12 protein-coding genes are annotated in these 14,313 nt (G+C 62.2%); 10 read left to right on the top strand and 2 right to left on the bottom strand.

The window, feature by feature from the left end; translation table 11 throughout:
- Positions 1-79: 79 nt before the first annotated feature.
- Entirely contained in the window at positions 80-967 is an 888-nt protein-coding gene (locus G3N95_RS05380; protein ID WP_205968950.1) for a LysR family transcriptional regulator, read from the bottom strand.
- 195 nt (positions 968-1,162) lie between these two features.
- Here G3N95_RS05380 and G3N95_RS05375 point away from each other — a divergent pair, with 195 nt between their 5' ends.
- The 10 genes from G3N95_RS05375 to G3N95_RS05330 all read left to right on the top strand — a co-directional run bounded on the left by G3N95_RS05375 (position 1,163) and on the right by G3N95_RS05330 (position 12,594).
- On the top strand, positions 1,163-1,786 hold the full coding sequence (locus G3N95_RS05375) for a glutathione S-transferase (protein WP_205968949.1): 624 nt from the start codon (positions 1,163-1,165) through the stop codon (positions 1,784-1,786).
- A 476-nt stretch (positions 1,787-2,262) separates the two neighbouring features.
- Positions 2,263-3,288: a porin gene (locus G3N95_RS05370; RefSeq protein ID WP_205968948.1), complete on the top strand. Its 1,026-nt coding sequence runs from the start codon at positions 2,263-2,265 to the stop codon at positions 3,286-3,288.
- Between the two features lie 177 nt (positions 3,289-3,465).
- Positions 3,466-4,440: an ABC transporter substrate-binding protein gene (locus G3N95_RS05365; protein WP_205968947.1), complete on the top strand. Its 975-nt coding sequence runs from the start codon at positions 3,466-3,468 to the stop codon at positions 4,438-4,440.
- Between the two features lie 17 nt (positions 4,441-4,457).
- Positions 4,458-5,483, top strand: a complete 1,026-nt coding sequence (locus G3N95_RS05360) for an amidohydrolase family protein (RefSeq protein WP_205968946.1) — start codon at positions 4,458-4,460, stop codon at positions 5,481-5,483.
- A gap of 47 nt (positions 5,484-5,530) precedes the next feature.
- Entirely contained in the window at positions 5,531-6,379 is an 849-nt protein-coding gene (locus G3N95_RS05355) for an amidohydrolase family protein (protein ID WP_205968945.1), read from the top strand.
- A gap of 83 nt (positions 6,380-6,462) precedes the next feature.
- Positions 6,463-7,743 (top strand): MFS transporter, encoded by a 1,281-nt coding sequence (locus G3N95_RS05350; RefSeq protein WP_205969056.1) that lies wholly within the window; start codon positions 6,463-6,465, stop codon positions 7,741-7,743.
- 69 nt (positions 7,744-7,812) lie between these two features.
- On the top strand, positions 7,813-8,799 hold the full coding sequence (locus tag G3N95_RS05345; protein WP_205968944.1) for a protocatechuate 3,4-dioxygenase: 987 nt from the start codon (positions 7,813-7,815) through the stop codon (positions 8,797-8,799).
- Between the two features lie 40 nt (positions 8,800-8,839).
- Entirely contained in the window at positions 8,840-9,697 is an 858-nt protein-coding gene (locus G3N95_RS05340; protein ID WP_205968943.1) for an aldolase/citrate lyase family protein, read from the top strand.
- A 3-nt stretch (positions 9,698-9,700) separates the two neighbouring features.
- On the top strand, positions 9,701-10,597 hold the full coding sequence (locus G3N95_RS05335) for a phosphate ABC transporter substrate-binding protein (RefSeq protein ID WP_205968942.1): 897 nt from the start codon (positions 9,701-9,703) through the stop codon (positions 10,595-10,597).
- Between the two features lie 146 nt (positions 10,598-10,743).
- Positions 10,744-12,594, top strand: a complete 1,851-nt coding sequence (locus G3N95_RS05330) for a hypothetical protein (protein WP_241018255.1) — start codon at positions 10,744-10,746, stop codon at positions 12,592-12,594.
- A 77-nt stretch (positions 12,595-12,671) separates the two neighbouring features.
- On the opposite strand, the gene G3N95_RS05325 is transcribed toward G3N95_RS05330, so the two are convergent.
- Positions 12,672-14,207, bottom strand: coding sequence for a methyl-accepting chemotaxis protein (locus tag G3N95_RS05325; protein WP_205968941.1), 1,536 nt, complete (start codon positions 14,205-14,207; stop codon positions 12,672-12,674).
- Between the last annotated feature and the right edge of the window lie 106 nt (positions 14,208-14,313).

Raw genomic sequence — 14,313 nt, 5'->3', positions numbered from 1 at the left:
ACGGAAATCTAGACGGCGACGGGACCGGAAACGAAGTGCTCGATCGGCAAAGGGGGCATCGCAATTCGCGATGTCCTCGTTAACCCTCGACGAGCGAATCGATCAAGGCCTGCACGGCCTTGAGGCGCGACGACTTTCTCAACGCGTGAACTCTAAGGCTGCGGGTACGCGCCCACGGTTCATCGAGCGGGCGGCGCACGAAACCGCGCGAGCCGGCGAACGCCGACGCCGCGCTCGTCGGCACGATGCCGATGCCGAGCCCGGCTTCGACCATCCGGCACTGCGCATCGAAACTGTTGACCGTCACGAACAGATTGAGCGGCGTGCGCGCGGCATCGGCGCGTTCCTTGAGGATCTGATCGAGCGAACCGCCCGCTTGCAGCGCGACGAGCGGAAAACGGATGACGTCGTTGAACGACGGCGCATCGAGCGCGGCAAGTTCGTGGCCGAGCGGCACGACGACCATCAGCGGATCGTCGGCGAAGTGCCACGACTCCAGGCCGCCCGGTATCTCGCCGCTCGCCGAAATGCCCACGTCCGCGCGATCGTCGACGCAGGCGCGGATCACTTCGTCGCTGATCTGTTCCGTCAATGCGATCTGCACGAGCGGATAGCGAGCCTGAAAAGCCTTCAGGCGCTCGGGCAAGAAGCCGACGATCGCGGACGCGTTCGCATACAGACGCACGACGCCGGCGACTTGGCCACTGAGCGATTGAACCTCGCGTGCCAGCGACTGCAACTGATCGTGAACCGAGACCGCGCGCGTGAACGCGTGACGGCCCGCTTCCGTCAATTCGACACCGGACGGAGAACGGATCAGCAACGCAAGGCCCATTGCCGTTTCGAGGTCGGCGAGGCGCCGGCTCAATGCCGACGGTGCGATGTGATTGCGGCTGGCCGCGCGCGCGATGGAGCCTTCCTGCACGACGGAAATGAACAGCTCCAGGCTGTACGGATCGATGCGCATGCTGCCGGAATCCTTGGAGACTTGCGGGGCTTGTTGTACGGACGTGGCCCATATTAACAGCGGTGCTTTGGCGCGCCGGGTGCGAGCTGGCCGTGCTGAACTGCAACTGCTATGGCGCGGATTCACCAAACTGTACATTGTTGCGGGTATTCAGCGACGCCTAGACTCTTGCATCTGCCGCACTTCGACTTCCATATGATCGAGATACTGGGAAAAGCATCGTCCATCAACGTTCGCAAGGTGTTGTGGACGTGCGCCGAACTGAACCTGAACTTCGAGCGCGAAGACTGGGGAAGCGGATTCCGTTCGACACAGACTCCGGCGTTTCTATCATTGAACCCGAATGGTCTGGTGCCCGTCGTCAAAGATGGAGACGTCGTGCTGTGGGAGTCGAACACCATCATCCGTTATCTCGCCGCGCGCTACGACGGCGCGCATCTTTACCCTGCCGAACCCGTATTGCGCGCGCGAGTCGATCAATGGATCGACTGGCAAGCGGCCGATCTCAACCGCTCATGGAGTTATGCGTTTCTCGGTCTGGTCCGGCAGTCGGCGGCGCATCAGGCGGCGAGCGAAATCGCGCTGTCGATAGACAACTGGACGCGGCACATGCGCATCCTCGAAGGACAGTTGCAGGCAACGGGCGCTTTCGTTGCCGGCAAACAGTTTTCGCTCGCCGATATTCCGATTGGATTGTCGGTCAACCGCTGGTTCGGCACGCCGTTCGAACATCCGCATCTCCCTGCTGTGTCCGAATACTTCGAGCGCCTGAGCGAGCGCCCCGGATTCGGCGCGCATTGCAAAAACGGCTTGCCTTGAGCCGCTCATTCAATCACGCATTCATTCACAAAAGTCCCACTAAAACTCACTTTTATCTAGGGACGCGCGCTCCTTCCTCACATATCGTTACCCCATGGCGACGATACATCGGGCGCTGGTGTCAGAAACCGGCCGCCCGTCACGACTGAGAAGAAGGAGACACCTTGATCGACCCATTCCCGCTTACCCACGCGATCAACGGGCATTCGCATTGCCGCTGATGCAAGCCTGATCGCCGCCTCACTTCGAGTCTCGACATCTGCCGCAGCGCGCGCAGACGTCGCGGCATCGCGTGTCCATTCACGCGTTCGCTTCCATTTCCGCTTTCTGGTTTAGCCAACGGGCAGCGCCCGTCTCGCTGCGCTCATCGCCGCGCATTAGCTAGCACCTGTGCGCAATTCGTAAGCCGCAACTCGCAGTCGATCTCGTCGCGTCATGCCGACGAGCGTCGACCATGACATATCGATCCGGAGACAATGAAAAAACTGGCCCTTCTTGCATCTGCCGTTGCCTCGGCATGCGCGCTCGGCACTGCCCATGCGCAATCGTCCGTCACGCTCTACGGCGTCATCGACAACGGCATCGAATATCAGAACGGCGGCGCGGGCGCCGTCGTCCGCGCTTCATCCGGCGGACTCGCCGCGACCGTGTATGGCATGAAAGGCGAGGAAGACATCGGCGGCGGTCTTCACGTCAACTTCCAGCTGGAGCAAGGCTTTTCCGCAGTGAACGGCCAGGCATCGAATCCCGCCGACGCCTTCAATCGTCTTGCCTGGGTTGGACTTTCCGGCGGGTTCGGCGAGTTGCGCTTCGGGCGGCAAAAGAAGCCCGAGTATCTTTTCCTCAACAACGAAATGGATGCCGTCGGCGTGCAAAGCATCGCGTCGCCGCTGAACAACTTCAACGACGTGACCGTTCGAGCGAGCAACGCAATCACGTATTTCACGCCGACAGCATATGGCCTCACCGCGCAGTTCTCGGTTGCGACGCGCGACGACACGACCAAGCCGTCCAACGGCATCCAGTTCTACAACGCCGCCGCTCGCTGGGTGAGCGGGCACTTCCGTCTCGCAGCGGGCTACGAGCAGCAGGGCAATGCATCCGGTACGTCGCTGCAACGCGTGCTGAGAGCCGCCGCGTCGTACGGCACGGAGGACGCGCGGGTGTATCTCGCGTACCAGTCCGAGCGTCAATCCGACAACAGCGAGAAGCTCGACATCTACTCGCTGTCGGGCTCGTACTCGTTCAGCCCGTTCGACCGGCTCTCGCTGATGTACGGCTATGCACACGACCGCACAGGGCAAGGGAACAACGCGCAGCAGGTGGGCTTGACGTATGCGTACTCGCTGTCCAAATCGACGACGTTGTACACGTCGGCGGGCTTCATCCAGAACCGCAACCAGGCAGCATTTACGCTGAACGGCACCGAGTATTCGGGTATCGACGTCGTGCCGGGCTCCAACGCGAAGGGCGTCATCGTCGGAATGGTGCACCGGTTCTGACGCGGCGGCCTGCTGCCCTGCCGGACACGCCGCGAGCCGGTCGACAAAAGTGCCATTGAATCTGCATTTTGTGTAGGGACACGCGCGCCCCCGTCCAATATTCTGAACCCATCGAGACGCTACGCCAGGCGCCGGGCTGCAGCTTCCGGCGCCGGCGTCGACCCACCCAAGGAGAGGATGTTGACCAGAAAAGTCCCGCTCAAGATCGCGATCGCTGAGCATCCGCATACGTCGGCGATCCGCAACGGTTCCATTCCCATCGAAGGCGTGGACGCGGAGTTCATCACCGTCCAGCCGCAGATCGGCGCGTTCCGCCGCATGGTGCGCGACGTCGAGTTCGACGTGTGCGAACTGGCGCCGACGACTTACATCATCGCGCGTGCCTATGGCGCGCCCTTCGTCGGCTTGCCGATTTTCGTGGTGCGCCGTTTCCATCATGGCGGACTGCTGGTGCGCCATGATGCCGGCATCGAGACGCCTAAGGATCTCGAAGGCCAGAAGGTCGGCGTGCGCGCCTATTCGGTGACGACGGGCGTGTGGACGCGCCAGGTGCTGATCGACGAGTTCGGCCTCGATTCGTCGAAGGTCACGTGGGTGGTCGATGACGAAGAGCACGTGACGCAGCTCAAGCTGCCGTCGAACGTGATTCACGCGCCCGCAGGCAGTTCGCTTGCGGAAATGATGGAGAAAGGCGAACTGTCGGCGGGCTTCGCGGCTGCGGCTGGCATCGGCCGCACGGGCGCGCCCACGGGCGGCTGGAAAGAGGTCGAGGCCGACTATCCGGACCTGCTGCCCAACGCCGCCGAACTCGAAGCCGCTTACTACAGGCGCACGGGCGTTTATCCGATGCACGGCACGATCGTCGTGAAGGACTCGGTGCTGGCCGGGCATCCTTGGATCGCGAAGTCGATTTTCGACGCGTTCGCGCAGGCCAAGAAGGAATGGCTCGCGCGCCTCGATGCGGGGCAAGCGACGGCTGCGAGCGACAAGAAGTATCTGGAGCTGCGCAAGATCGTCGGACATGATCCGCTGCCCTACGGTCTGCAGGAAAACCTCAAGACGATCGAAACGCTCGAAGCCACCGCGTTCAAGCAAGGGCTGACGCCGCGCCGCATGTCGATCGGCGAGCTGTTTGTCGATCCCCGCGTTTGAATCAGGACGGAAGAAAAATGATCATCGATTGCCACGGTCACTTCACGACCGTTCCCGCATCGTTTCGCGCGTGGCGCGCCAAGCAGGTCGAGTTTGCGAACGATCCCGCCAACGCGCCGTCGCGCGACGGCGCGCGCGTCACCGACGACGAAATCCGCGAAGCGATCGGCAACGGCCAGCTCAAGCTGCAACGCGAGCGCGGCAGCGACCTGACGCTGTTTTCGCCGATCGCCGGTCTGATGAGCCACCACCTCGGCAACGAGCGCACGAGCCTGGAATGGGCCGAAGTATCGAACGATCTCGTCTATCGCGTGACGGAACTCTATCCCGACAACTTCGCGCCCGTGTGCCAGTTGCCGCAATCGCCGGGCGCGGCGCCCGCGAATTCGGTGGCTGAACTGCGGCGTTGCGTCGAACAGATGGGCTTCGTCGGCTGCAACCTGAATCCCGATCCGACGGGCGGCTACTGGACGGGTAAGCCGATGACCGACCGCTCGTGGTATCCGCTGTATGAAGCGCTCGTCGATCTCGACGTGCCCGCGATGATTCACGTCGCCGCATCATGCAACCCCTGCTTTCACGGCACGGGCGCGCACTATCTGAACGCCGATACGTCGGTGTTCATGCAGTTGCTGCAAGGCGATCTGTTCAAGGACTTTCCGACGCTGCGTCTCGTGATTCCGCACGGCGGCGGCGCGGTGCCGTATCACTGGGGACGCTATCGCGGCATGTCGCTCGACATGCGCGAGCGTCCGCTAGAAGGGCTGCTGAACAACATCTTCTTCGACTCGTGCGTCTATCACCAGCCGGGCGTCGAACTGCTGACGAAGGTGATTCCCGCCGACAACGTGCTGTTCGGTTCGGAAATGATCGGCGCGGTGCGCGGCAAGGATCCGGCGACGGGCCAGTACTTCGACGACACGAAGCGCTATATCGACGCCTGCGCCGCACTGAGCGATGCAGACCGCGTCAAGATCTTCGAAGGCAATGCACGACGCGTCTATCCGCGCCTCGATGCGCGTCTGAAAGCGCGCGGCAAGTGACATCGGCGCAAGCCTGATGCAATGAGAACAGCATAGAGACAACACTCATGACTTCAATCGTTGATATCCACCCGCACATCATTTCCGACGACGAAGCCAGCTATCCGCCGGCGCCGCTGTTCGGCAAGCGCTCGGAGTGGTCGAAGGAGCGGCCGACCACGGTCGAAACGCTGATCGCCGCCATGGACGAAGCGGGCGTCGCGAAAGCCGCCGTCGTCCATTCGTCGACGACCTATGGCTTCGACAACAGCTATGTGGTCGATGGCTGCGGGAAGTATGCGGACCGCCTCGTCGCCGTCGGCTCGGTGGACGTGTTGCAGCCGGACGCGCCGCAACGCATCCGCGAATGGGTGGAGCGCGGCCTCGCGGGCCTGCGTCTCTTCACGGGCGGCAGCACGAAGGAATTCGACCCGAGCGAACTCGACGATCCGCGTTCGTTCCCGGCGTGGGAACTGTGCGCGGAACTCGGTCTGCCGATGTGCATCCAGACGGGCCCGATCGGATTGCCGCAGGTAACGGCGCTGGCGCGGCGTTTCCGGAAGGTGCCGATCATCCTCGATCATCTGGGGCGTCCCGAAGTGGCCGACGGCGCGCCTTATGCGAACGCGAAAAGTCTGTTTGATCTCGCGTCGCTCGACAACATCTACCTGAAGCTCACGCCGCGCATCTTCGGTGACGTGAAGAAGGAAAAGGCGAGCGCCGAGACTTTCTTTCCGCTCGTCATCGAAGCGTTCGGCCCGGAGCGGCTGGCGTGGGGCTCGAACTTCCCGACCTCGCCGGGCACGCTCGGCGAGATTCTCGCGACGGCGCAGGCGGGACTGGCATGCTTGAGCGACGAAGACCGCGCATGGATCTTCGGCAAGACTGCGCAGCAGCTGTATCCGGCGCTGGCCTGACGCTGCACCGCTGCCGGCTGCGCGCGATGGCGTGCAGCAAAAGCCGGCACGCACAATCAAACAAACGGACGAGACACATGCAGATGGAGACAAGCAAACCTGGGCAGCCAGGCACGGTGAGCCGATGGGCGGTACTCGCGCTCCTTGCGATTGGCGTGCTGGTTTCGTTTATCGATCGCACCAGCATTTCTTCGACGCTGGCCGACACGGGCTTCGTCCGCCATTTCGCGCTGACGGACATCGATCGCGGCTGGATCAACTCGGCCTTCTTCTGGTCGTATGGGCTGTTTCAGGTGCCGATGGGCTGGGTCGCCGACCGCTATGGCGTGAAGTGGCCGTACGCCGTCAGCTTCGCGCTGTGGTGCATCGCGACGGCGCTGATGGGCGCAGTGACGACACTCGCGGGTCTCGTCGTGATGCGGCTGATCGTCGGCGTGGCGGAAGCGATCGTGATTCCCGCGAGCTACCGCTGGATTCGCAACCACTTCGACGAAAGCCAGAACGGACTCGCCGTCGGCATCCTCGCGATGGGCAACAAGTTCGGTCCCGCACTCGGCGCGCCCGTCGCGGCCTGGTTCATCGTCAACTACTCGTGGCAGGTGATGTTCATTGCGACAGGACTGGTCGGGCTGATCTGGCTTGCGCCCTGGCTGCTGCTGGTGCGCAACGACCTGCCGACGAAGGCCGAACTCGCGCTGAAGAACCGCAGCGCGCGCTCGGTGAGCCTCGCCAGCATTCTGTCGAGCCCCGTGGTGTGGGGCGGCATGATCACCAACTTCTGCTACGGCTATTTCACGTTTTACTGCATGACGTGGATGCCCGCGTATCTGGTCGAGCAACGCAATCTTTCGATTTCCCGCTCCGGGCTGTTCACGTTCTTCAGCTTCGCGGGCATCGCGATCGTCGCGGCAGTGGCGGGTTGGGCGGCGGACCGCGTGATCGCCCGAGGACACAACCCGATCCGCGTGCGCAAGGCGTTCACCGTGGTGGGTTTCGTCGGCGGATGCACGGTGCTGCTCGGCGCGTATGCGCATTCCGTCGACATGGCGTTGTTCTGGAACGTGCTGTCGCTGTCGCTGCTCGGCTTCGTCACCGCAAACAACCTGGTGCTGTCGCGCCTCACGCTGATCCCGAAGCAGGCGATCGGTCTCGTGACGGGCGTTCAGCAGGTGGCGACGAGCCTTGCGGGCGGTGTCGCGGCGAGCCTCTCCGGCTGGCTGCTGCACGTGAGCGGAAGTTACGACCTGCCGATGATGGTGATCCTCGGTTTCTTGATGATCGGCGCGACGGCCACGCTGATTCTGTATCGACCGGAATGGGCGCCCAAAGTCACCGAGGCGCACGGATCGCTGCGCGAAGCCTGAGCCTGCACAACACAGCATGGCCGGCACATCCGGCCTTGCGGAACACGTTAATTCACTGAGAACCCTTACATGGCGAAGATCGTATTCGGGATGGCGGTGCCGCATAGCGGCATGCTGGGGCAGGCACCGGAAGACTGGCTCAAGAACGGCGAGCGCGACCGCAACAATCCGGAACTGTGGTTCCGCAATCGGACCTGGACGTATCCCGAACTGGAAGCACACCGCGAAGCCGCATTCGAGAAGTACCTGACACTGGAAGAGCGCACCGCGCGCGCCGCGCGCTGCCGCGTCGCGCTCGACAAGATGGCGGCCGCGTACCGCGACGCGAACATCGACGTTGCGATCATTCTCGGCAAGGACCAGAAGGAGATCTTCACTGACTTCTCGCCGTCGATCGCCATCTACAGCGGCGCGGAAGTGCACAACGGGCCGCCGCAGCGCCCCGTCTATGCACCCGACCGGCACGTGACGCACAAGTGTCATCCGCAACTCGCGACGTATCTGATCGGGCATTTCCAGAAAGAAGGCTTCGATCTGACCGATCTGTTCGCGTGGCCCGACAACGTCTGGATGAAGCCGCTGCCCGAGTATCCCGTGGTGCCGCATGCGTACAGCTTCGTCTATCACCAGATCATGAGCGACGATCCGCCGCCGCATGTGCCCATCATCATGAACTGCTTCTATCCGCCGACGCAGCCGTCGATGTCGCGCTGCATCGAGTTCGGACGCGTGCTGCGCGATGCGATCACCGCATGGCCCGAGGACGTGCGTGTGGGCATCTTCGCGTCGGGCGGTCTGTCGCACTTCGTCAACGACGAGGAGTTCGATCACCGCATCATGAAGATGCTGGGCGAGTACGACTACGACGGCCTCGCAGCCGTGGACGACCGCTCGTATCAGTCGGGCACGTCGGAGATCAAGCTCTATGTGAGCGTGATGAAGGCCATGCAGGAAACGGGTGCCGGGATGACGCTGGTGGACTACGTGCCGTGCTGGCGCACGCCGGCAGGAACGGGCGAAGGCATGGGCTTCATGTACTGGAAAGCCGCCGACTGATCCTCATCGCAGCGATCACAATCACGAGAGAGTAACGAGCATGAGCGACACGCGCCTGAACAGCATCATTCGCGCTTTCGAGTCCGGCAAGCCCGCGTTTGCCGCGTTTTCGAAGCTGGACAAGCAGTCGGCCATCGAGATGAGCGACGCGCCTTATGACGGCATCGTCTTCGAGATGGAGCACAACCCGTACGACGTATCGGTGCTCGGCGATGCCTTGCAGTACATGCTCAACCGCAAGGCGATTGCGGAGTCCGGTTCCGTTGCGGCGCGCGTCACGCCGATCGCCCGCATTCCCGCCAACGGCGCTGAAATGAATCAGGCCTTCGCGAAGCAGGTGCTCGATCGCGGCTGCTATGGCGTGGTGTGGCCGCATGTATCGACGGTGGAGCAGGCCTATAACGCTGTCGCATCGTGCCGCTATGCGCGTCCGAAGAACGCGCCGCTGTACGAGCCGAAAGGCGTGCGCGGCGATGGCCCCGCGAATGCCGCGCGCTACTGGGGCTTGAGCATGGCCGATTACTACAGGAAGGCCGACGTGTGGCCGCTTGCGCCGCATGGAGAAATTCTGGTCGGCCTGATGTGCGAGAGCACGGAAGCGATCGAAAATCTCGACGACATTCTGTCGAATGTGCCCGGCATCGGCTTCATTCTGATCGGCGAAGGCGACCTGAGCCAGCAACTCGGTTATCCGCGCGACTACGAGCATCCCGTCGTGGCCGATGCGATGCGGCAGATCGTCGAGACCTGCCACAAGCACAACGTTGTCGTCGGCAATCCGCATGTGAATGCGAAGAATCACAAGCGGCTGCTCGAAGAAGGGTATCGCTTCCTGATGTCTGCGCCGTTGAAGAGCTATGGCGTGGTCGGCATGGCGCGCGAGATGGCGGGCTATTGAAACATGACGACGACACCCGCTGAGGCGCCGACGCTGCGCACCAATCTGGCGACGTACCCCGTGACGAAGGCGATGAAGGAAGGACGCGTCGCATCGGATATCGTCAAGCTCGACTATTGCGGACCGACGCCCGCGCACAACGGCTTCAAGGCGATGGTGCGCGAGAACGGATTCGACGCAGGCGAACTGGCGATCGTCACTTTCCTTCAGGCCAAGGCGTACGGTAAGCCCTATGTGCTGCTGCCGACGCCGATCTCAGGCCGCTTCCAGCATCATTGCGCGGGCTTCAACATCGACTTCGGTCATCTCGATCCGAAAGATATCGAAGGGAAGAAAGTCGGCGTTCGCACCTACACGCAGACGACGGCGCTGTGGATTCGCGGCATTCTGCGCCACGAATACGGCGTCGATCTCGACAAGGTGAGGTGGATGACGCTCGGCGACGGGCATCTTGCCGAGTATCGCGATCCGAACAACTGCGAGCGCCTCCCGGCAGGTTCGTCGATCCCGCAGATGATGCTCGACGGCGAACTGAGCGCCGCCTTGCTCGGCGAAGACATGCCGAAAGATCCGCGCGTGCGCACGCTCGTTCCCGATGCGCAGGCCGCCGCGAAAGACTGGTTCGCGCGCGAAGGCGTGGTCCCCATCAATCACATGTTCGTCGTGCACGAGGATCTGCCGAAGCGGCGTCCCGACATCGTGCGCGAACTGTACCGGATGATCGTCGAGAGCCGTGCGCTGACGGAAGGCGGCGTGCCCACCGTGTTTCCGCCTATCGGGCTCGAAGCGAATCGCAAGGGCATGCAGTTGGCCATCGACTGGGCGCTCGATCAAAAAATCATTCCACACCGGCTGAGCGTCGACGAACTGTTCGACGACGTCACCGGCAGCCTGCGCTGATTGCGCAAACCAGAACGGAGACGTGGGAGCGGTCGCGCGAGCAGACCGCTCTCCGACATATAACGACAAGGAGGCATTTCGCTGTGTATCTGATTTCGCATTTGAAGAGAGAGCGGCTGGCGTGCAGCGCGGCAATGATCGCCTGCATGGCCATTCCAGCCGCAGCGGCTGCTGCGCAGAGCGGGGATCTGCTGCTCAACCGCATTGGACCCGTGACGTCGGAGCTGTATGTATCGAACGCGGACGGTACGGGTGAACATCGGCTGATTGCATCCGATGGCTTCGACTATCACGCTTCGTTTTCGAAGGACGGACAGTGGGTCGTGTTCACGTCGGAGCGGGACGGACTCGGCGAATCGAATCTGTATCGCGTGAAGATCGATGGTTCCGGTTTGCAGCGGCTTACCGATCACATTGCCGTCGACGATGCCGCCGTCATTTCACCCACCGATCCGAACGTGATCGCATTTGTGTCGTCGCGCAACGGCGATGCGGGATTCGGCACCACCAACATCTGGACGTTGAACATTGCGACGGGTGCGCTGAAGAACGTCACGGGCGCGTTGAAGTTCGACCCGAGCAAGCCGCATAGCTACTTCCGGCCATCGTGGTCGCCGGATGGCAAGTGGCTCGCGCTGTCGTCCGATATCGGCTCCGACTGGCGCGGACATAATCTCCCGGTCGGCTGGGAGCGCACGCAGGAAAGCAGCATCTACATCATCCGGCCCGATGGTTCGGGATGGAAGAAGGTTGCGAGTCATCCCGGCTTCGACGAAGGCTCGCCGTCGTGGTCGCTTGATGGCAAGCGCGTCGTCTTCTATGAAACGCCCGTCGAATCGACGTGGGGCGCGCATCGTCCCGAGGGTATCAATTCTGTCAGCTCGCAGATCGTTTCCGTGGATGTCGGAAACCTTGCGCGATCGGCGTTGACGTCGACGCCCGGCTTCAAGGTGTTCCCGCAATACCTGAGTGATACGAACGTTGCCTATCACGTAAAGGGCGGCGACACGGAGGGCCTCTATACGACAGCGGGCACGTTCCGCTCGACGGCCAATACGGGACTGCGCTCGCCGCGCTATTCGGCGGACGGCAGCAAGATGATCTACGAAAAGGTCACGTTCCGTCCGGCTCGCGCGAATGGCACGCCGCTCTTTAGCTTCGACCGCGCGTGGAACTACCGTTATATCGACGTGTTCCCGCAACTCTCGGCGGATCGCAAGCAGCTGGTGTACACGGAAAAGTCGATCAATTCGTCCATCGCGATCATCAACCCGGATTTCTCCGGCTATGCGCGTATCTACGACCCGTCGACGAGCGGACTCGATGCCGATATGGTGAAGAAGGGACTCGCGGGCGCTTTCCAGCCGACGTGGTCGCCGGACCGGCAATGGGTGGCGTTCGGCGTGGGTGACTGGTTCTTCACGCGCGGCGCGGGCCCCGGCCGTATCGCGCGGATCAAGTCCGACGGCAGCATGAACGGACATCCGGAATTTCTCACGGACGATTCGATCAATGCCGGCTTCCCAAGCTACTCGCCGGACGGCAAGAAGATCGTGTATCGCGTATGGAGCCCGAAGGTGCAAGGACTGCGCATACTCGACGTGGACACGCGCGCCACGACGGTGTTGACCACGGAAGCCGACAATCTGCCTGGCTGGTCGCCGGACGGCACGAAGATCGTGTTCACGCGCAAGCAGATCAACCCGAGCGATCCGAACAAGTTCAACTACGACGTGTTCACGATCAAGCCGGACGGCTCGGGCCTGAGCGGTCTGACCGACGACGGTTCGAACCAGGGGCATGCGGTGTGGACGTGGGATGGCCGCATCGCGTATAGCTCGGGCACGTATGGCTTCAGGGACGAACTCGCGCTGTACGACAACAGCTTTCAGCCCGATGGTCAGAACTGGGTGATGAACGCGGACGGCACCGATCAGCACGCGATCACCGACACGCTGTGGGAAGAAGCGATGCCGATGTACATTCCGAACCCGTGATGCCGCTGCAAGTTTGATAGAAAAAGGGCGCTGTGTTTTCGCACAGCGCCCTTTTTTCATGTGGGAAAGTCGAACGTTCAGCCTAGCCTGAATTGCGAAACAGAAGCACGCAGACGCGCGGCCTGATCGTCGAGCGATCCCGCTGCTGCCGCCGCCTGTTCGACTAGCGCCGCGTTCTGCTGGGTCACTTCATCCATCTGCGAGACGGCGCGGTTCACCTGTTCGATGCCCGTGCTTTGCTCCGTCGATGCCGCCGCGATTTCGCCCATGATGTCGCTCACGCGCGCGATCGATTGCAGGATTTCGCGCATCCGCTCCCCCGCATCGGCGACCTGACTGGTGCCTTCGTCGACACGCACGAGCGAGGTTTCGATCAGCGACTTGATGTCCTTTGCCGCCGACGCGCTGCGTTGCGCGAGCGATCGCACTTCGCCCGCGACGACAGCGAAGCCGCGGCCTTCTTCGCCCGCACGTGCCGCTTCGACGGCCGCGTTCAGCGCGAGGATGTTGGTCTGAAACGCGATGCCTTCGATCACGCCGATGATGTCGCCGATCTTGCGCGACTGTTCAACGATACCCTGCATCGTGCCGACCACCTGATCGACCGCTTCGCCACCGCTCTTGCTCGCCGCCGACGCCTGTAACGCGAGCTGGCTCGCCTGACGCGCGTTGTCGGCGTTGTGCTGCACGGTCGTCGTGAGCTGCTCCATGCTGGCCGCCGTTTCCTGCAGCGACGCCGCCTGCTCCTCGGTGCGCTGCGACAGGTCGGTATTGCCCTGCGAGATTTCGCTCGACCCCGTCGCGATCGATTCGCTCGTCTGCTGGATGTCACTCACGAGTTCGCGCAGTTTCAGCTTCATCTCGTGCAGCGCGTACATCAGACTGTCGCGGTTCGCGCCGGTGAGCCTGATCTCGGCGGCGAGATTGCCCGCCGCGATCTGCGCAGCAAAAGCGGCTGCATCCGAAGGTTCGCCGCCGAGCGTCTTGCGGATGCTCTTCGTCATGTACCAGGCCATCAGGCACACCACGAGAAGAATCGCCGCCGAAATCGCGATCAGGCGCGTGGCCGTGCGCCAGAACGCGGCCTCGATGTTGTCGTAGAAGAACCCCGTTCCGATCCACCAGTTCCACTCGGGAACCGCGACGACGCCTTGCAGCTTCGCTTCGTAATTGCCGTTCTGCGAGCGCTTGATCAGCACGTCGACGAGCGCATAGTGATTCGCCGACAGACCTCGCCGGTACGCGTCCAGATCCGTTTCGCCCGCTATCGCGCCTTTGCCGACCATCCGCACGCCGACCAGTTCGGCGACGGGATGCACGAGCATCAGGCCGTTCGGGTTCATCACCCAGTAATAGCTCTTCTTGTCGGCGTTGAGTGCGTTCAGCGTGCGCTTCGCCGCGGCCTGCGCTTCATCGCGTGTCATCTTGCCGCTCACTTCGAGTTCGCGATACGACTCGACCATGTGCTCGGCCTTCGCGAGCAGGTTCACGGCTTCGGCCTGCCGGTTGGCGATCAGCGCGTTATCGAGTTCATGCAGCGAGACAGCGACGACGCACGCTATCCCCAATAGCGCCGTGGTGACCAGTACGATCAATCGGGAAGAAATTCTCATTGTCTTGAGGCTGGAATAGTTAGGGCTCTGCAAGGTTTATCGGCGGGCCGCGGGAGAAATTGAGTGTCGTGAGGCATCGAAATTCGCCATTTCGCGCTCAGTTCTT

Origin of the sequence: Paraburkholderia sp. Tr-20389, assembly GCF_017104565.1 — a bacterium.
GTDB lineage: Bacteria > Pseudomonadota > Gammaproteobacteria > Burkholderiales > Burkholderiaceae > Paraburkholderia.
Note: the sequence above shows the minus strand (reverse complement) of the source record. Positions and strands in the feature narration are given on the sequence as shown.

Bases quoted from the DNA above. Each gene is read 5' to 3' on its own strand.
- G3N95_RS05380 (WP_205968950.1), bottom strand. From the start codon at position 967: ATGCGCATCGATCCGTACAGCCTGGAGCTGTTCATTTCCGTCGTGCAG.
- G3N95_RS05355 (WP_205968945.1), top strand. From the start codon at position 5,531: ATGACTTCAATCGTTGATATCCACCCGCACATCATTTCCGACGACGAA.
- G3N95_RS05325 (WP_205968941.1), bottom strand. From the start codon at position 14,207: ATGAGAATTTCTTCCCGATTGATCGTACTGGTCACCACGGCGCTATTG.
- G3N95_RS05340 (WP_205968943.1), top strand. From the start codon at position 8,840: ATGAGCGACACGCGCCTGAACAGCATCATTCGCGCTTTCGAGTCCGGC.
- G3N95_RS05375 (WP_205968949.1), top strand. From the start codon at position 1,163: ATGATCGAGATACTGGGAAAAGCATCGTCCATCAACGTTCGCAAGGTG.
- G3N95_RS05335 (WP_205968942.1), top strand. From the start codon at position 9,701: ATGACGACGACACCCGCTGAGGCGCCGACGCTGCGCACCAATCTGGCG.
- G3N95_RS05345 (WP_205968944.1), top strand. From the start codon at position 7,813: ATGGCGAAGATCGTATTCGGGATGGCGGTGCCGCATAGCGGCATGCTG.
- G3N95_RS05360 (WP_205968946.1), top strand. From the start codon at position 4,458: ATGATCATCGATTGCCACGGTCACTTCACGACCGTTCCCGCATCGTTT.
- G3N95_RS05350 (WP_205969056.1), top strand. From the start codon at position 6,463: ATGGAGACAAGCAAACCTGGGCAGCCAGGCACGGTGAGCCGATGGGCG.
- G3N95_RS05370 (WP_205968948.1), top strand. From the start codon at position 2,263: ATGAAAAAACTGGCCCTTCTTGCATCTGCCGTTGCCTCGGCATGCGCG.
- G3N95_RS05365 (WP_205968947.1), top strand. From the start codon at position 3,466: ATGTTGACCAGAAAAGTCCCGCTCAAGATCGCGATCGCTGAGCATCCG.
- G3N95_RS05330 (WP_241018255.1), top strand. From the start codon at position 10,744: ATGGCCATTCCAGCCGCAGCGGCTGCTGCGCAGAGCGGGGATCTGCTG.